12 protein-coding genes are annotated in these 18390 nt (G+C 69.1%); 4 read left to right on the top strand and 8 right to left on the bottom strand.

Annotation, left to right across the window (positions count from 1 at the left end; translation table 11 throughout):
• Positions 1-95 precede the first annotated feature (95 nt).
• The 3 genes from FVE89_RS27500 to FVE89_RS27510 form a co-directional block, all read right to left on the bottom strand.
• Complete coding sequence (locus tag FVE89_RS27500; RefSeq protein ID WP_161393320.1) at positions 96-1184, bottom strand: branched-chain amino acid aminotransferase; 1089 nt, start codon at positions 1182-1184, stop codon at positions 96-98.
• Between the two features lie 91 nt (positions 1185-1275).
• Positions 1276-3036, bottom strand: a complete 1761-nt coding sequence (locus FVE89_RS27505; protein ID WP_161393321.1) for an ABC transporter transmembrane domain-containing protein — start codon at positions 3034-3036, stop codon at positions 1276-1278.
• A 94-nt stretch (positions 3037-3130) separates the two neighbouring features.
• The gene (locus FVE89_RS27510) at positions 3131-3655 is read right to left on the bottom strand and encodes a Spy/CpxP family protein refolding chaperone (protein WP_161393322.1); all 525 of its coding nucleotides are present in this window, start codon (positions 3653-3655) and stop codon (positions 3131-3133) included.
• 189 nt (positions 3656-3844) lie between these two features.
• On the opposite strand from FVE89_RS27510, the gene FVE89_RS27515 reads away from it, so the two are divergent.
• From FVE89_RS27515 to FVE89_RS27530, 4 genes are all read left to right on the top strand, one after another.
• Complete coding sequence (locus FVE89_RS27515) at positions 3845-4774, top strand: zinc ABC transporter substrate-binding protein (protein WP_161393390.1); 930 nt, start codon at positions 3845-3847, stop codon at positions 4772-4774.
• Between the two features lie 149 nt (positions 4775-4923).
• Positions 4924-6672 (top strand): heparinase II/III family protein, encoded by a 1749-nt coding sequence (locus FVE89_RS27520; protein WP_161393323.1) that lies wholly within the window; start codon positions 4924-4926, stop codon positions 6670-6672.
• A 69-nt stretch (positions 6673-6741) separates the two neighbouring features.
• Positions 6742-8340, top strand: coding sequence for a bifunctional phosphoribosylaminoimidazolecarboxamide formyltransferase/IMP cyclohydrolase (gene purH / locus FVE89_RS27525; RefSeq protein ID WP_161393324.1), 1599 nt, complete (start codon positions 6742-6744; stop codon positions 8338-8340).
• 315 nt (positions 8341-8655) lie between these two features.
• The gene (locus FVE89_RS27530) at positions 8656-8934 is read left to right on the top strand and encodes a hypothetical protein (protein ID WP_246731199.1); all 279 of its coding nucleotides are present in this window, start codon (positions 8656-8658) and stop codon (positions 8932-8934) included.
• 579 nt (positions 8935-9513) lie between these two features.
• On the opposite strand, the gene FVE89_RS27535 is transcribed toward FVE89_RS27530, so the two are convergent.
• From FVE89_RS27535 to FVE89_RS27555, 5 genes are all read right to left on the bottom strand, one after another.
• Positions 9514-11148, bottom strand: coding sequence for an MFS transporter (locus FVE89_RS27535; RefSeq protein WP_161393325.1), 1635 nt, complete (start codon positions 11146-11148; stop codon positions 9514-9516).
• Positions 11149-11433: 285 nt separating this feature from the next.
• Positions 11434-13116 carry a cation acetate symporter gene (locus tag FVE89_RS27540; RefSeq protein ID WP_161393326.1) on the bottom strand — a complete coding sequence of 561 codons (1683 nt, stop codon included), beginning with the start codon at positions 13114-13116 and terminating at the stop codon, positions 11434-11436.
• On the bottom strand, positions 13113-13487 hold the full coding sequence (locus FVE89_RS27545) for a DUF485 domain-containing protein (RefSeq protein WP_161393327.1): 375 nt from the start codon (positions 13485-13487) through the stop codon (positions 13113-13115). Before FVE89_RS27545 ends, FVE89_RS27540 begins: the two co-directional genes overlap by 4 nt.
• Before the next feature lie 137 nt (positions 13488-13624).
• Positions 13625-15571 (bottom strand): acetate--CoA ligase, encoded by a 1947-nt coding sequence (acs, locus tag FVE89_RS27550; protein ID WP_161393328.1) that lies wholly within the window; start codon positions 15569-15571, stop codon positions 13625-13627.
• Positions 15572-15819: 248 nt separating this feature from the next.
• On the bottom strand, positions 15820-18342 hold the full coding sequence (locus FVE89_RS27555) for a PAS domain-containing protein (RefSeq protein WP_161393329.1): 2523 nt from the start codon (positions 18340-18342) through the stop codon (positions 15820-15822).
• Between the last annotated feature and the right edge of the window lie 48 nt (positions 18343-18390).

Below are 18390 nucleotides of genomic sequence, written 5' to 3' on the forward strand. Positions count from 1 at the left end.
CCCCGCAGAGGGGGGAGGGAGGGCGCGTGGCAGGTCTGGCAAGCAGGCTGGGCGAGCCCGATCCACGCTCTGCCAATGCAAGTGGTTGAGAAGTCTCAAAACACCTTCTGGAACCAGCCATGGGCATCGTTGGTGTTGCCTCGCTGGATATCGACGAGCAGGGTCCGCAGCCGCTGCGCCACCGGCCCGGCCTTGCCGTTCCCGATGGTGAAGCTCTCCTCGCGGCCCTTCACGGTGCCGATCGGCGTGATCACCGCCGCGGTGCCGCAGGCGAAGGCCTCGGTCAGGCGGCCCTCACGCACGTCGGCGCGCCATGCGTCGATGGCGTAGGGTTCCTCCTTCACGGTGAGGCCGGCCTCCTTCGCCAGGGTGAGCACCGAGTCGCGGGTGATGCCGTGCAGGATGCTGTCCGAGAGCGGCGGCGTGACCAGCGTCCCGTCCCCGAACACGAAGAACACGTTCATGCCGCCGAGTTCCTCGATGAAGCGGCGCTCGACCGCGTCGAGGAAGACCACCTGCTCGCATCCCTGCGCCGTCGCCTCCGACTGCGCGGCGAGGCTCGCCGCGTAGTTGCCGCCGCATTTGGCCGCGCCGGTGCCGCCCGGCGCCGCCCGGGTGTAGTGCTCCGACACCCAGACCGTGACGGTGCTGTTCGGATCCTTGAAGTACGAGCCCACCGCCGACGCGATGGTGAGGAACAGGTATTCGGAGGCCGGCTTGACCCCCAGGAACGCCTCGGTGGCGATCATGAACGGGCGGAGATAGAGGCTGCCGTCCGGCGTGTCGGGAATCCAGGCGCGGTCGAGCTTGACGAGTTCGTGCATCGCCTCGACGAAGGCGTCCTCCGGGAAGGGCGGGATCGCCAGGCGCTCGGCGGAGTGACGGAAGCGGCGCGCGTTGGCGTCCGGCCGGAACAGGGCCGCCCCGCCGTCGGCCGTGCGATAGGCTTTGAGACCTTCGAAAATTTCCTGCGCGTAGTGCAGCACCGCGGCGGCGGGATCGAGCGGGATCGCCTCGCGCGCCTTGATCTGCGCGTCGTGCCAGCCGCGGCCGGCCGAGTAGCGCGCGATCACCATGTGGTCGGTGAACACCTTGCCGAAGCCGGGATTCGCCATGAGCGCGGTCCGCTCCTCGGCGCTCCGCGGGGCGGGGTGGCTTTTGATCTCGAACGTCAGGTCGCTCACGGTAGGGTCCTCATCGACTGCGGCTCTTATGGCGCGCTCCGGCGCGCGAATCTACGGAGCCGGCGCATGACGGCACCGCCGCACATGCGCATTATTCCGCCGCCGCAGGCTCCGAGAGCTGCAGGCGATGCAGGCGCGCGTAGACGCCGCCGGCCGCGAGCAGGTCGTCGTGCCGGCCGGTCTCGATCACGCGACCGGCTTCCATCACGGCGATCTGATCGGCCTCCCGCACGGTCGAGAGGCGGTGGGCGATCACCAGGGTGGTCCGGCCGCGCATCAGCCGGGTCAGCGCCTCCTGGACCAGCCGCTCCGATTCGGAATCGAGGGCCGAGGTCGCCTCGTCGAGGAGCAGGATCGGCGCGTCCTTGAGGAAGGCGCGGGCCAAAGCCACCCGTTGCCGCTCGCCCCCCGAGAGCCGCCCGCCGCCGGGGCCGACCCGGAAGTCGTAGCCTTCGGCCAGGGCCGAGATGAACCCGTGCGCCGCGGCGGCTTGGGCCGCCGCCTCGATTGCCGCGCGGGAGGCACCGGGGCGGCCGAAGCCGATATTGGCGGCGATCGTGTCGTCGAACAGCACCACCTCCTGCGAGACCACCGCCACCGCGGCACGCAGCGACGCCAGGGTCACGGCGCGGACGTCCTGACCGTCGATGGTCACCCGGCCCGCAGTCACGTCGTAGAGCCGGGGCACGAGGTTGAGCAGGGAGGATTTCCCGGAGCCGGAGCGCCCGACCAGGGCCGTGACCGCGCCGGCGCCGACGTGAAGATCGATGCCTTCCAGCGCCGGCGCATCCGGCCGGTAGCGGAACTGGACACCTTCGAAGCGGATCGCCCCTTCGGTCACGGTCAGCGGCCGGGCGTCGGGCGCCTCGCGGATGGCGGGGGCCTCGTCCATCACGTCGAAATAGCGGCGCAGGGCCGCCGCCGCCTCCTGCAGGATGGCGTTGAGATTGCCGAGCGCCCGCGCCGGCTGGGCCGCGAGCAGCAGGGCCGCCACGTAGCCGGTGAAGTCGCCGACCGTCTTCTCCCCCGCCAGCACCCGCTGCCCGACCAGCACCAGCACGCCCGCCACCGCGATGCCGCCGCCGATCTCCAGCAAGGGATCGAGTCGCCCGCGGGCATTGGCGGCCTTCATCTTGAGGCGGCGTACCTCGTCGAGGGCCTGGGCGGCGCGGCCCTTCAGGTAGGTCTCCATCGCGTAGGTCTTGGCGACCCGCGCGCCCTGCAGGCTCTCGGAGATCAGGCTGGCGGTGGCGCCCATCTGCTCCTGGGTCGAGGTCGAGACCCGCCGCAGCTTCTTGCCGATCCGCCCGATCGGGCCGGCCACGAACGGCACCGTGAGGCCGGCCACGAGCGTCAGCACCGGATCCATCCAGAGCAGCGCCGCCACGAGGCCGATCAGCATGGCGATGTCGCGCAAGAGCACCGTCGAGATGCGGGTCAGCGCTTCCTTGATGAAGGCGAAGTCGGTGGTGAAGCGCTGGGTCAGCGCCGCCGGGCTCTCGCGACCGAGCTGGGCAAGGTCGGACTCGATCAGGTGGCCGTAGAGCGCCGCCTGCATGTCGGCCTCGACCCGGGTGACGACCCGGTTGGTCAAGACCGTCTGGCCGTAGAGCGCGAAGCCCCGCATGGCCGTGACCACGATCACCACCAGCGGCCCGTAGGCGATCGCCGCCGCATCCTTGCGGTCGAAGGCGTCGAAGGCCGCCTTGATCAGCGCCGGGTAGAGCCCGGTCGAGGCGCCGACCAGCGCGATCAGCACCAGCACCACCGCGAGGGTGGCCCGGTGCGGATAGAGCCAGGTGCGCCAGAGCCGGGCGAGGAGGGGAGCCGTGTCGCCGGGAAGGCGCGCCATGAAACCTACCGGGTCGGACCAGCGCCGCCCTCGTACAAAAGGCACGGCGGCAGCGGGTTTGCCGCCGCCGCCGCCGCGGATCAAGGTTTTTGGGTCAGTGGTCGTCGCCGCGCGGCCCGTGATCGTCGTCGTGGCCGTGATGCCAGCCGCCCCGCATGCCGTGGCCGCCCATCGGCCGGGCGAGGATCATGGCGCGCCGCTTCTGGTCCTGATCCAGGCTGGCGTAGAGTGGCTGCGACGCGTCGGCGAGCTTGCGCAGGGCCTCGCCGCGGGCCGTCGCGGCGTCCGCCATGGCCCGCAGGGCGGCGGGGGCGTCGTCGGCGAACCGGGGCCGGTCGCGCATCGCCTCGCGGCGCTGCTGGTGCAGCTTGGCCATGTCGCGGATGGCGGATTCCACCGGCGGCCACAGCTTCTCCTGATCGGCGTTGAGCTTCAGGCCGGCATGGAGGGCGGCGATCCGGGCATCCGTGAAGGCCGCCCGGTCCTCGGGGCTCAGCGCGCTCCACCGGCCCTGGCCCCGGAACCCGTCGCGCCCATGATCGTGTGCCGCCGCCGCTCCCGCGAGCCCCAGGCCGAGGGCACCGGTGACGAGGAGGACTGCTCTCAAACGTCGGGACATGGAAACCTCCGTCTCACGCTCGGGACGCCGGCGGACCGGCCGCGATGGCGCCCGAGGCCCCATCGAACGCCGAACGTGTATCCCGCTTGTGTATGTAATAGTGTTACACTACTGGCCTGCGGCGGACGTGAGCGGGGAGTCGGGGCCGTGCCTGGAATGGCGGAAAAGATGCAGACGGTGAGCCGCGCGATGGTCGGCCTCGCGGTCCTGGCCGTGGCGATCGGCCTCGCGCGGCCGGCCGGTGCGGCTCCGGACGGACGCCCGGTGCGGGCGGTCGCGAGCTTTTCGATCCTGGGCGATCTGGTCCGGGCGGTCGGCGGCGTGCGCGTGGTCGTGTCGACGCTGGTCGGGCCGGATTCCGATGCCCACGGTTTCAGCCCGACCCCGGCCGATGCGCGCAAGCTGGCCGAGGCCGACATCGTGTTCGTCAATGGTCTCGGATTGGAGGGCTGGCTCGACCGGTTGATCCGGGCCTCGGGCACGCGCGCGCCGGTGGTGGTCGCCTCCGCCGGGGTGACGCCGATTCCCGCTGAGGATGAGCACGCACACGGCGAGCCCGAACAGGACGAACACCCGCACGGCGACCGCGCCGTCGATCCGCACGCCTGGCAGAACGTCGCCAACGTGCGGATCTACGTCGCCAACATCCGGGACGGCCTCGCCAAAGTCGATCCGGGCCACGCCGACGCCTATCGGGACGCGGCCGCCGCCTACCTCGCCGAACTCGATGCCCTGGAGCGGGCGGTGCGCGCCACGATCGACGGCATCCCGCCGGAGCGTCGCCGCATCATCACGACCCACGACGCCTTCAAGTACTTCGCGGCGGCCTACGGCCTGCATTTCGTGGCGCCCCAGGGCGTCTCGACGGACAGCGAGGCGAGCCCCCGCGACGTGGCGGCGATCATCCGCCAGATCCGCCGGGACCGCATCCCGGCCGTGTTCCTGGAGAACATCAGCGACCCGCGCCAGATGGAGCAGATCGCCCGGGAGAGTGGCGCCCGGATCGGCGGGAAGGTTTATTCCGACGCGCTCTCCGGCCCGGACGGCCCGGCCTCGACCTACCTCGCCATGATGCACGCGAACCTGCGGGCCTTCGCGGCGGCCCTCGGTCCCGGCTGAGCTGTCGCCCGCGGAGCGACGGGCATGACATAGCGTAAACCGCCGGTTAAGAGGCCCCCTCTAGCCTTACGTAACGGGTGCCACCCGATCCTCGTCCGCGAGGGCTCAGGGCCTTGGGGCCTTGTCGGAACGCGCAGCTCGGAGATCGCGTGGCTTGGGGGCCTGACCGCTGGCGCTTCTATCGGCTCGTCGCGCGCGAGGCCGCGCGCACGATCCGCGCGGCCGGCGCCGGCTTGACGGCGCCCCCCGACATCCTCGCCCGGATGCGGGTGACCGGGCTGGTCATCGCCCCGCAGGACCTGCGCACCTCCGACGCGACGTTCGCGGACGACATCTATGCCGGGCTGTTCGTCTTCGCCGGGCGCTCGCTCGCGGCGAGCGGCGGCTCGCCGTTCGACTACGCCGCGCCCTCGCCGGAATGGGCCGACGAGCTCTACGGCTTCGGCTGGCTGCGCCACCTGCGCGCCGCCGACACGGCGCTTGCCCGGGCCAATGCCCGCGCCTTCGTGGCCGATTTCATCGCCGGACGCGGTGACCCGGCGCTCGCCCGCCAGACCCCGGTGGCGGCGCGGCGGCTGATCTCGTTCCTGTGCCAGTCGCCCCTCGTGCTGGAGGGCGCCGACCACGCCTTCTACCAGAGCTTCCTCAAGGCGATCGCCCGCAACGCGCAGCAGCTGGAGCGCGACCTGCGCCGGGGCGTGCCGCCGCAATGGCGCCTGAATGCCGCCGTGGCGCTCTGCTATGCCGGCCTGTGCTGCGACGGCATCCAGCCGATCCTGCGGCGGGCGACCCGGGTCCTGTCGCGGGAACTGGACCGCCAGATCCTGACCGATGGCGGCCACCGCTCGCGCGATCCGCGCTTCGCCATGGAGCTGCTTCTCGACCTGCTGCCGCTCCGCCAGAGCTATCTCAGCCGCAGCGTCGAGCCGCCGGCGGCGCTGCTCCGCGCCATCGACCGGATGCTGCCGCTGCTGCGGCTCCTGCGCCATCCGGATGCCTCGCTCAGCCATTTCAACGGCATGGGCGCCACCGATGCGGACCACCTCGCGACCCTGCTGGTCTATGACGGCGCGCTCGCCCAGCCGCTGATGCACGCGCCGAATTCCGGCTACGAGCGCCTGGAGGGCGGCCGGATCGTGATCGTGGCCGATGTCGGTGCGAGCCCGCCGCTGCCCTACTCGGTCAATGCCGGCGCGGGCTGCCTCGCCTTCGAGATGTCGAGCGGGCCGCAGCGCATCGTGGTCAATTGCGGCCTGCCGGCGAGCGGGCCGGACCTGCGCCTGCTCGCCCGATCGACGCCCGCGCATTCCACCGCCTCCGTGGCCCATGCCTCCTCGTGCCGGTTCCTGACGCGCAGCGGCTGGTGGGGCGAGCGCCAGCTCGCCGACTGGCTGATCCGGCGGCGCGGCCCCGTGGTTCTGAGTGGCCCCTCCACGGTCGCGGCCGAGCGGGCCGAGGAGTCCGACCGCGTTCTGCTGGCCGGCCGCCACGATGGATTCGGCCCGGATTTCGGGATCGTCCACGAGCGGCGCTGGGAGCTCTTCGCCACGGCGGCGCGCGTGGAGGGCCGCGACGCCTTCCTGCGCCAGGGCAAGGCGGGCAATCGCGGCCGCCGCCGCGCCCACGACGTGGCGATCCGCTTCCACCTGCATCCCGGCATCGCCGTGCGCGGCGTGCCGGAGGGGCTCGAACTCGCCTCGGCGCTCGGCGAGATCTGGCAATTCCAGGCGGAGAATGCCGAGATCGCCCTGGAGGAGAGCGTGTACTTCTCCGGCCTGACCGGACCCCGGCGCACCGACCAGATCGTGCTCCACCTCACCGTCTCCGAGGATGTCGAGGTGCGCTGGAGCTTCACGCGGCTCGCCTCGGCCCCGCTGCGCGGCGTGGCGCCCGGCTGACGGGCGGCTGGCCCGGCTTCCCGTTTCCGTGCTACCGCGCGAAAAAATCTCGAACCTCGGCACGAAACCATGGCGCACGATCAGGTGCGGGTCTCCCGCGCGCTCCTCTCGGTCTCCGACAAGACCGGTCTCGTCGACTTCGCCCGGGCGCTGCAATCCCGCGGGATCACCCTGGTCTCCACCGGGGGCACCCATCGGGCGCTCCAGGAAGCGGGCCTGGCGGTGACGGAAGTCGCCGACCTGACGGGTTTTCCCGAGATGATGGACGGGCGGGTCAAGACCCTGCATCCGGCCGTGCATGGCGGCCTGCTGGCGATTCGCGACAACCCGGAGCATCAGGCGGCGCTCGCCGCCCACGGCATCGGGGCGATCGACCTGCTGGTGGTGAACCTCTACCCGTTCGAGGCGACGATCGCGGCCGACCGGCCCGATGCCGACTGCATCGAGAATATCGATGTCGGCGGCCCGGCGATGATCCGCGCGGCGGCCAAGAACCACGCCGACGTGGCGGTCGTGACCGACGTGTCCGACTATGCCGCCGTGCTCGCCGCGCTGGAGGCCGGCGACGGCGCCCTCGGGGCCGACATGCGCCGGCGGCTCGCGCAGAAGGCCTTCGCCCGCACGGCGGCCTATGACGCGGCCATCGCCAACTGGATGGCGGCCCGCTTCGGCGCCGACGCGCCGGCCCCGTTCCGCGCCTTCGGGGGCTCCCTGGCGCAGGGCCTGCGCTACGGCGAGAACCCGCACCAGAGCGCGGCCTTCTACCGCGCCCCGGGCAAGCCCCGCGCGGGCGTGGCGACCGCCCGCCAGCTCCAGGGCAAGGAGCTGTCCTACAACAACTTCAACGACACGGACGCCGCCTACGAATGCGTCGCCGAGTTCGACCCGGCCCGCACGGCCGCGGTGGCGATCATCAAGCACGCCAATCCCTGCGGCGTCGCCGAGGGGGCGAGCCTGATCGAGGCCTATGAGCGGGCGCTGAGCTGCGACCCGACCTCGGCCTTCGGCGGTATCGTGGCGCTCAACCGGGTGCTCGATGCCGAGGCGGCGGAGAAGATCGTCGAGATCTTCACCGAGGTGATCATCGCGCCGGACGCCACGCCCGAGGCCGCCGCGATCGTGGCGGGCAAGAAGAACCTGCGGCTGCTGCTGGCCGGCGGGCTGCCCGACCCGCGGGCACCCGGCGAGGTGGTGCGGTCGCTGGCCGGAGGGCTGCTGGTCCAGGGTCGCGACGCGGTGGTGGTCGACGAGATGCCGCTCCAGGTCGTGACCAAGCGCGCCCCGAGCGAGACGGAACTCGCCGATCTCCGCTTCGCCTACCGGGTCGCCAAGCACGTGAAGTCCAACGCCATCGTGTATGCCAAGGGCGGTGCGACGGTCGGGATCGGTGCCGGGCAGATGTCGCGGGTCGATTCCTCGCGGATCGCCGCCTGGAAGGCCGCGGAGGGCGCCAAGCGGCTCGGCCTGTCCGAGAGCTTGGCCGTCGGTTCCGTCGTGGCGTCCGACGCCTTCTTCCCGTTCGCGGACGGCCTGATGGCGGCGGCGGAAGCGGGGGCGACGGCGGTGATCCAGCCCGGTGGCTCCATGCGCGATTCCGACGTGATCGCCGCGGCCGACGCCGCCGGCCTCGCCATGGTGTTCACGGGCCATCGCCACTTCCGCCATTGAGAGCCGCAAGCGGGCGACGACAGGTTGTCCGTCCGGTCGATCAAGGCTGACCCTGGCGGCGCCCGAGTGTTAACGATCCCGGCTGTTTGACCGGCGACCGACGCTTTATGGACCAGATATGCCCAACGCTTGCGGCCGCAATTCAGTGGTCGCAGCCGTGTCGATTGACTATCATCGATAATAATCGGCAGTGCTGCAAAGTATCAAAGCACATTGTCCTGCCGTAGTGCAACCGATCGTAGATAATTCCGATCGAACATACCCGGGGTTGATGTGAGAACGCCAGCACGTCATCATCGATCGGATTGAAGCAGGATGATTGCGCGAAGCATCTCCTCAAACGGATTCGATCTGGGTGGCGAGATGCTGGTCGCTGTGATGTTGTTTGTGGTCGGATGGCTTGTCGGCCGAACCTATACGGTCGTCGTTCTGGCCATGACGTCGTCGGTCATCATGTGCACGTCCGTGGCCGTTTTCGTCACGACCTACGGGCTCGACATCTTTCATATGTTGATCACGCTGGGTTACCTCGGTGCGCATCAATCCGGGTACCTGCTGGGGGCCTACATGAGCGGATACCAGCAGGACAATTGACCGTGGGCAGTCATGACCACCACCAGACGGGATGGCCCGCGATCTTATTGATAATCAACCACAAGACTATTGTCGCCAGAGGCCAAGATACTACAAATAGAAGCGGCGGTTGCGTACCGGTTTTGCGCCGCAGGTGAGTCAGGCCAAGGTGCACGTTCTGAGTCCCGATACTCTGTTCATTGGGAGCGCCTTTAACGGCCTGATACCGTACTTGGTTCCCAGCGATTTCTGGGCAGAAAAGCGAGAATTAGTCAACGCGGACAAAGACTGAGACGGATACTAAGTATCGTAAACCCTGAAAAATTTTCCGGCCGGAACGTCAATTCGAGCTGCAAATCGATAGTATTCTCATAGTTTGTCTTGTTTTCGTCTTGGAATTGCGATCCATACCGGTTTTGCCAACCTCCTATCCTGCGCGGAAGGATAGCCTGACAGCGCGGTGGAATGCCGTACGTTTGCTTTGGCACTTGAGGAGCCGATGCAGCCCTGTCGACCGGGCTGCACGGCCCCTCGGCCGGGAGCACCCGGGTTGCACATGCCGCCCGGGCTTCATCGACCGGTGAGGCCGGGGCGTCGCGATCAGCCGTCCGCGAAGATGTCGCGATCCTTGGTTTCCGGCACGAAGAGGATGCCGATGATCACCGTCGCGACCGCGATGACGATCGGGTACCAGAGGCCGAAGTAGATGTCGCCGGTCTGCGCCACCATGGCGAAGGCGGTGGCCGGCAGCAGGCCCCCGAACCAGCCGTTGCCGATATGGTAGGGCAGCGACATCGAGGTGTAGCGGATCCGTGTCGGGAACAGCTCCACCAGCATGGCGGCGATCGGGCCGTAGACCATCGTGACGAACAGCACGAGGATGAACAGCAGGCCGATCACCTGGGCGACCTGCGGCCGGAAGATGTCGAACGGGTTCGCCATCTTCACGATCTCCGGATCGCCGGCCTTCGGGTAGCCCGCGGCCAGGAGCGCGGCGGTGGTGGCCTTGTTGGCCTCGGCGTTGCCGCCCGGCGGGTACGGGATTTCGGTGTCGTTGACCCGGATCGTGGTGGGCTGGCCGGCCGCGCCCGCGGCGGTGGTGTAGCGCACCGAGGATTTCGACAGGAAGTCGCGGGCGAGGTCGCAGGGCGCCGAGAAGACGCGGGTTCCGACCGGATTGAACAGCGTCCCGCAGGCGGCCGGATCGGCCGTCACCGTCACCGTCACGGTCTCGATCGCCGCCTCCAGCTTCGGGTTGGCCGTGGCGGTGATGCCCTTGAAGATCGGGAAGAACGTCGCCGCCGCGATGGCGCAGCCCGCCAGGATGATGACCTTGCGGCCGATCTTGTCGGACAGCCAGCCGAAGACCACGAAGAAGCCGGTGCCGAGGAGCAGCGACCACGCGATCAGGAGATTCGCCGTGTAGCCGTCGACCTTCAGGATCGATTGCAGGAAGAACAGCGCGTAGAACTGGCCCGTGTACCAGACCACACCCTGGCCGGCGACGAGCCCGAACAGGGCGATGAGCGCGAACTTGGCGTTCCGCCATTGGCCGAAGGCCTCGGTCAGCGGCGCCTTCGAAGTCTTGCCCTCCTCTTTCATCTTCTTGAAGGCCGGGGATTCCGAGAGCTGGAGGCGGATCCACACCGAGACCCCGAGCAGCAGCACCGAGACCAGGAACGGGATGCGCCAGCCCCACTCGGCGAAGGCGGCCTCGCCCGTGACGCTGCGCGTCGCCAGGATCACCAGCAGTGACAGGAACAGGCCGAGCGTCGCGGTGGTCTGGATCCAGCTCGTGTAGAAGCCGCGCCGTCCGTTCGGAGCATGTTCGGCCACGTAGGTCGCAGCACCGCCATATTCGCCGCCGAGCGCCAGACCCTGTGCGAGCCGCAGCACGATCAGGATGATCGGCGCCGCGATGCCGATCGCGGCCGCGTTGGGCAGGATGCCGACGATGAAGGTCGACAGACCCATGATGAGGATCGTGACCAGGAAGGTGTATTTGCGCCCGACGAGGTCGCCGATGCGTCCGAACACCAGGGCGCCGAATGGCCGGACGATGAACCCCGCCGCGAAGGCCAGCAGGGCGAAGATATCGCGCGTGGCCGGCGGATAGGCCGAGAAGAACTGGGCGCCGATGATCGCCGCAAGCGAGCCGTAGAGATAGAAATCGTACCACTCGAACACGGTGCCGAGCGACGACGCGAAGATCACGCGCTTCTCGGCCGAATTCATGGGCCGCGCTTTCTCACCCGCCCGCGGAATCACGGTTCCCACAGCCATGACCAACCCTCTCCGACACCATCGGCCTGCCGGCGTTCGACCGGAGGCGCGGCGCGTCCCAGCCTTGCGCCAGCTGCTGATCACCTATGCGTTATAGGAATTGGCGCGGGAATCAATTGGTAAACTGATTGTGAACGAACCCATCAACGCTGCCGCCTCCGGATCATGACGCAGGGCTCCAGAACGAGGAAGGGCGCGGCTTTCGCCACGCCCTCCAAGTTTCGTCGCGTGCGAGGGTCAGTGCGCGTGCGCGCCGGCCGCCCCGATGCCGGTCTCGGAGCGCACGTACTGCGCCTCGAAGGCCGCCCGCTCGCGCTGCGCGCGCCGGGACCTGTCCATCAGCGACACCACCCAGATCGTCGCGAAGGCCAGCGGCATCGAGAACAAGGCCGGGTTGTCGTAGGGGAAGAGCGGCGCGGGATGGCCGAACGTCGTCACCCAGACGGCCTTCGACAGGATCACCATGATGAACGCCGCGATCAGGCCGACGAGACCGCCGGCCAGCGCCCCCCAGGTCGTGGTGCCCCGCCAGAGGATCGACATGGCGAGAACCGGGAAGTTGCAGCTCGCCGCCACCGCGAAGGCCAGCCCGACCATGAAGGCGACGTTCTGGTTCTCGAACACGTAGCCGAGATAGATCGCCACGATGCCGATCACCACCGCCGCGATCTTCGAGAGGTTGACCTCGTGCTTCTCGGTGGTGCGCCCGCGGGCGATCACCTGGGCGTAGAGGTCGTGGCTGATCGCCGAGGCGCCGGCGAGCGTCAGGCCGGCGACGACCGCGAGGATCGTCGCGAAGGCCACCGCCGAGATGAACCCTAAGAAATACGGGCCGCCCACCGCATTGGCGAGGTTCACCGCCACCATGTTGGTGCCGCCGATCATGTCCTTCAGCTTGTCGAAGGCGCCGGCCGGGCCGAGCTTGAAGTAGCTCGGATCCGACATCAGCAGAGCGATGCCGCCGAAGCCGATGATGAAGGTGAGGATGTAGAAGTAGCCGATCAGGCCGGTGGCGTAGAACACCGACTTGCGGGCGGCCTGGGCGTCCGACACCGTGAAGAACCGCATCAGGATGTGCGGCAGGCCGGCGGTGCCGAACATCAGGCCGACGCCGAGGGAGAGCGCCTCGACCGGGTTCGACACGAGGCCGCCCGGCGCCATGATGGCGTCGCCCTTCGGATGGACCCGCACCGAATCCGCAAACAGCGTCTCCGGATTGAAGCCGTATCTGAACAGCACCGCGCCGGCCATGAAGGTCGCCCCGCCGAGCAGCAGGCAGGCCTTGATCACCTGTACCCAGGTGGTCGCCTTCATGCCGCCGAAGGCCACGTAGACGATCATCAGCACGCCGACGATGACGACCGCGTAGAGGTAGGGCAGGCCGAACAGGAGCTGGATCAGCTTCCCCGCGCCGACCATCTGGGCGATCAGGTAGAAGGCCACCACCACCAGGGTGCCCACCGCCGAGATGATGCGGATCGCCGTCTGGTCGAGGCGGAAGCTCGCCACGTCCGCGAAGGTGAACTTGCCGAGGTTGCGCAGCCGCTCCGCGATCAGGAACAGCACGATCGGCCAGCCGACCAGGAAGCCCGTCGAGTAGATCAGCCCGTCGAAGCCCGAGGTGTAGACGAGGCCCGAGATCCCGAGGAACGAGGCCGCCGACATGTAGTCGCCGGCGATCGCCAGCGCGTTCGTCCCGGCCGAGATCCCGCCGCCCGCCGCGTAGAAGTCGGCGGCGGACTTCGTGCCCTTGGCCGCCTTGTAGGTGATGCCGAGCGTCAGCAGGACGAAGAACAGGAACATCAGGATGGCCGGCCAGTTCGTGGCCGATTGCTGCACGGCGCCGAGATCCGGGCCGGCGGCGTAGGCGGTGCTCGCCGCGATCGTGGCGAGGGTCAATCCGGGGAGGAGGCGGTTCATCGGGCGACGCTCCGCTTCAGGGCGGCGCTCAGCGCGTCGAAGCGCGTGTTGGCCCGGGCCACGTAGATGCCGGTGAGCGCGAAGGCGAACAGGATCACGAACACGCCCACGAACAGCCCGAGCGAGGCGGTGCCGCCGACCTTCACGGCGAGCAGCGATTTGTCGAAGGCGATCAGGCCGATGAAGCCGAAATAGACCACCAGCATCAGGATCGTCAGCGTCCAGGCGAAGCGCGTGCGCTCGCTGACCAGCTGCTGGAATTCCGGTGCCCGCGCGATCCGCGCAACCTGCGGATCCTGATCTGCCCCGAGGGTCGCTGTCCCCGGGGGCGCCGGGCGTCCCCGCGCGCCGAGTGTCGTACCGCTGCTCATCGCTGTTCCTCCCGCGAGGGCTCCGCGGCCCCCGGGCTCATCGCCTTGGATTTGCATGGTTCTTTTTGGAGGCGGGCGCCGCACCGGCATCCGCCTCGATCAAGTCCCGCGCCGCCGTCTCGAAGGCGCGGGCACGATCAGGCCCGGTTCTGCCGGTTCTCGATCAGGTCGTCGACGACGGCGGGCTCCGCCAGCGTCGAGGTGTCGCCGAGCGAGCCGAAATCATCCTCCGCGATCTTGCGCAGGATCCGGCGCATGATCTTGCCCGAGCGAGTCTTGGGCAGGCCCGGTGCGAACTGGATCAGGTCGGGCGAGGCGATCGGACCGATATCCTTGCGGACCCAGGTCACGAGCTCCTTGCGCAGCGCATCGTCGCCCTCCTCGCCGTCATTGAGGGTCACGTAGGCGTAGATGCCCTGGCCCTTGACGTTGTGCGGGTAGCCGACGACGGCAGCTTCAGCGACCTTCGGGTGCGCAACCAAGGACGATTCCACCTCCGCCGTACCCATCCGGTGGCCCGAGACGTTGATCACGTCATCGACTCGGCCGGTGATCCAGTAATAGCCGTCGGCGTCGCGCCGCGCACCGTCGCCGGTGAAGTATTTACCGGGATAGGTCGAGAAGTAGGTCTGCTCGAACCGCTCGTGATCGCCGTAGACCGTGCGCATCTGGCCCGGCCAGGAATCGGCGATGCACAGATTGCCCTCGCAGGGCCCGTCCAGGACCTTGCCCTCGGCATCGACCATCTCCGGCTTCACCCCGAAGAACGGCCGCGTCGCCGAGCCGGGCTTGAGGGCGGTGGCGCCGGGCAGCGGCGTGATCAGGATGCCGCCGGTCTCGGTCTGCCACCACGTGTCCACGATCGGGCAGCGCCTGTCGCCGACCACGTTGTAGTACCAGTCCCAGGCCTCCGGGTTGATCGGCTCGCCGACTGAGCCCAGCACCCGCAGCGAGGCCCGCGAGGTCTTCTTCACCGGGCCCTCGCCGCCGCCCATCAGCGAGCGGATGGCGGTCGGCGCGGTGTAGAAGATGTTGACCTTGTGCTTGTCGATCACCTCCCAGAAGCGGGAATTCGACGGGTAGGTCGGGATGCCCTCGAACATCAGTGTCGTCGCGCCGTTCGCCAGCGGCCCGTACACGATGTAGCTGTGGCCCGTGACCCAGCCGACATCGGCGGTGCACCAGTAAACGTCGCCCTGGTGGTAATCGAAGACGTATTCGTGCGTCATCGACGCGTAGACGAGGTAGCCGCCGGTCGTGTGCACCACGCCCTTCGGCTGACCGGTCGAGCCCGAGGTGTAGAGGATGAACAGCGGGTGCTCGGCCTCGACCGCCGTGGCCGGGCACTCGTCGGTCACCTGCTCGGCCGCTTCGTCGTAATAGACGTCCCGGCCCGCCTCCATGGCGACGCTGCCGCCCGTCCGGCGCACCACGATGACGTGGTCGACCAGATCGCTGCCGATGCGCTTGATCGCTTCGTCGACATTGGCCTTGAGCGGCACCTTGCGGCCGCCGCGCAGGCCCTCGTCGGCGGTGATCACCAGCTTGGAGCCGCAGCCCTGGATGCGCGAGGCGAGGGAATCCGGCGAGAAGCCGCCGAACACGATGGCGTGGATCGCCCCGAGTCGCGCGCAGGCGAGCATCGCGTAGGCGGCTTCCGGGATCATCGGCAGGTAGAGCGTGACCCGGTCGCCCTTGCCGACGCCGCGGTTGCGCAGGACATTGGCCATCCGGCAAACCTGCGCGTGCAACTCGCGGTAGGTGATGTGCTTGGATTCGTCGGGGTTGTCGCCCTCCCAGATGATCGCGGTCTGGTCGCCGCGAGTCTCCAGGTGCCGGTCGATGCAATTGTAGGCGACGTTGGTGGTGCCGTCCTCGAACCACTTGATCGAGATCTTGCCCGGCTCGAAGCTGGTGTTCTTGACCTTCGAGAACGGCGTCATCCAGTCGATGCGCTTGCCGTGCTCGCCCCAGAAGGCGTCCGGATCGGAAATCGACGCCTTGTACATGTCATGATACTTGGCATCGTCGACGTGAGCACCCTCACGCCAGGCCGACTGCACCTCAATGACCTTGCCTTCCATGGCTTTCCATCCCTGCTTGGCGCCCGATCGTATCGCGGTCTGTGCCGCGCAGCCAGGACTTCCAAAGTCACGTAGCCTACACTTGAAGCCGGCGATATCCTCGTCGTTCCGCCCGTCAGTCCCCTGATTTTGCTGAATGAATTGGGCGCAATGCAACGCCGTGAGTGAAGCGTCGGCTTGGAGCTGTCAAGACGAGCTCCTGAAGAGTTCCGACAAGACAGTGTTCTTTGTCCGAGTATGGGGCGGATTCAGCCGCCTGCCGCCCGCCGCGCCGGCATGATGATCTCCACCAGCGTGCCGTCGTCGGCCGGCGTGGAGAGCCGAAGGCGACCGCCATTGGCCTCCACCAGGGCGCGGGGCAGGGCGAGGCCCTCCTCCACATCCGTGCCGCGACCGTCTGTGGCCCCCGTATCCCGAACCCGCAGGGCGACCGCCGCCCGCTCGACCGCCCCTGTCGACACGATGATCTGGCCGCCGGCCGCCGAACGCCGAAGCGCGTTCTCGATGATCAGGGCTGCGGCCCGACTCACGGAGCGCTCGTCGGCCTCCAGTTCCGCCAGATCGGAGGAGAAGCTCGTGCGCACGAGGATGCGGCCGCGGGCCGCCTCCGCCTGGAGCCGCGCCACGCATCCGGCCGCGACGTCGTTGAGATCGAGGGCGCGCGGTTCAAGGTGCAGGGCGCCGGCCTCCACGGCCGCGAGGTCGAGGAGTTTGCCGACGCGTTCGAGCATCCCGTGGCCCGAGGCCTTGATCTCGGCGAGACAGGCGCGATAGCGCGCATCGCCGAGGGCGCCGAAGGGCTCCTTCAGCATCGCATCGGCCAAGTCGATCATCCCGGTGAGGGGGTCGCGGACGGCGCGGTCCAAACGCGCCAGGGCTGTCTCGTTCGAGGAGTCGCGGTCAGATGTCTCCAGTGGCGGATGCCCGCGGAGGCGGCTCGTCCGCTCGAGGAGGCCGATGAGACGGTCATCCCCCGCGGCGGCCTTGACCTCGAGCGTCACCGGCGTTCCCGCGAGGGTCACACGGCGCGGTCCCCCCACCACGCCGCGCAGGATGTCGGCGACGGTCAGCACGCAATCTCGGTCGAACTGGGCGACGAAGCTCCCGCCGACGATCTCCCGGGGCTCGCAGCCGAACAGGGTGGCGGCGGCGCGGTTCACGGCCACGATCCGTCCCGCCTGATCCAGGGTGACGATGCCGGTATCGAGAGCGTCCAGAGCGGCTTCGGCGCCGACGGCCCGCTCGGCCTGCGCGGCCCGGGCAAGGCGTTCCGCCGCCAGGGCGGTCGCCGCATCGGCCTCCTCGACCGGGCGGAGGATCAGGCAGGTCGCGGCCTCGCCCGCCCAGATGCAGGCTCCGCTCAGGACTTCGACCGGCTGCGTATGCCCAGCCGCGCCTGAAATCGCGGTCAGGCGCGGGGCCGGATCCGCGTCCCCCGTCCGGGACAGGCCCGGAAGCAGCGTGTTGAGCCCGCGCTGCGACATGGCCGCGCTATCGGCGTCGCCGGTCAGCTCCAGTAGCCTGCGGTTTGCCGCGAGGACCACGCCATTCCGATGCACCAGAGCCGGAACCGGAAGCCCGTCCAGAATCTCGGCGAACGGAGCTGCGCTGCGCTGACCGTCGCGCAGATCCGGGATCCCCGCCTGTGGCCCGGGAAACGGCATGATCGCCCCGCCTTCCGGTCGCGATGCCGCGCTTTCGGGGGCCGCCTCGTCGCCGGCATAGCGTGCCCCGAGTGCCCGGGCGATCTCCCGGAATGCGGCATGCTCGTCCTTCGACAGAGCGACCGACGCGCGCTCGGCCTCGCCAGCACGCGCGGGCACAGGTTCGTCCGCGATCGCTTCGGCTTCGGCTTCGGAGGGCGCCTCGGTGAGGGCGGGCGCCGCGCTGTGCGCAACTTGCGTTTCCGGCGGGGCTGTCGGCGTGACCGTCGGCAGGGAGCGGATCAGGCCGAAGCCGGCAAAGCCCGAGAAGCTGGCTTCACCCCGTCCGAGCGGCGCGCCCGACAGTTCGATCCGGCACGGACCGGCGCCGGCATCCAGCACTGCCGGCTCGCCACGAAAGGTCCGCCGCTCCCGCAGGGCCGCCAGAACCCCATCGGCGCCCGACACGCGGCCGGCCGCGGCGAGATCCTGCCATCGCTGGCCGACGAGGCCCGCCAGCAGGTCCGGACCGGTGAATTGAACGACCACGCCCGAGGCATCGAGCCGCCACAGGAACCGGTCGTCCCGAACCGAGGCGGGCGTGGGCTCTGCACCGGGCCCGATCGCGTTGCCCTCGGGTCCGGCTCCATACCGGCCCTGCGACGCATACGCGTGCGCCGAACCGGTATCCGCGCCGTCGGAACGCGCTGCCGGCACCGCTGCTGCCGCCATCGGGCGCGTCCGCGACACCACCGGAGCCGTGGGAATCAGCAGGATCGCGCTCCTCCCATCATCGCGTTTCCCGCCGGCCAGCCAGCAGAGCATGGGCGGTGCGATGCGGCGTGGATCGAGGCGCAGCCGCGCGAGCCGGGGGGGAGCTTCGGTCGGAGCCGCCGCGACGATCTGGCGGGACAGCTCCGCAAGGCCGGGTCCGGAGAGCGACTCGGCCAGGGCGCGCGCCGCCGGGGGAGCGTGCAGGATCCGGCGCTCGTCCGCATCGATCACCAGATAGATCGCGTCCGACCGCGTCAGCGCCGCCGACAGGCTCGGCAGCCGCCGCCAGCTCGCGAACGCCGCGGCGAGGCCGTGCTCACGCTCCAGATCGGCCGGTGTCAGTGTCGTCTCCAAAGCCCGCGACCTCGAACCCAAACGCAATTCCACGTTCCTCCCGGGAGA

Source organism: Methylobacterium sp. 2A (assembly GCF_009806555.1).
Taxonomy (GTDB): domain Bacteria; phylum Pseudomonadota; class Alphaproteobacteria; order Rhizobiales; family Beijerinckiaceae; genus Methylobacterium.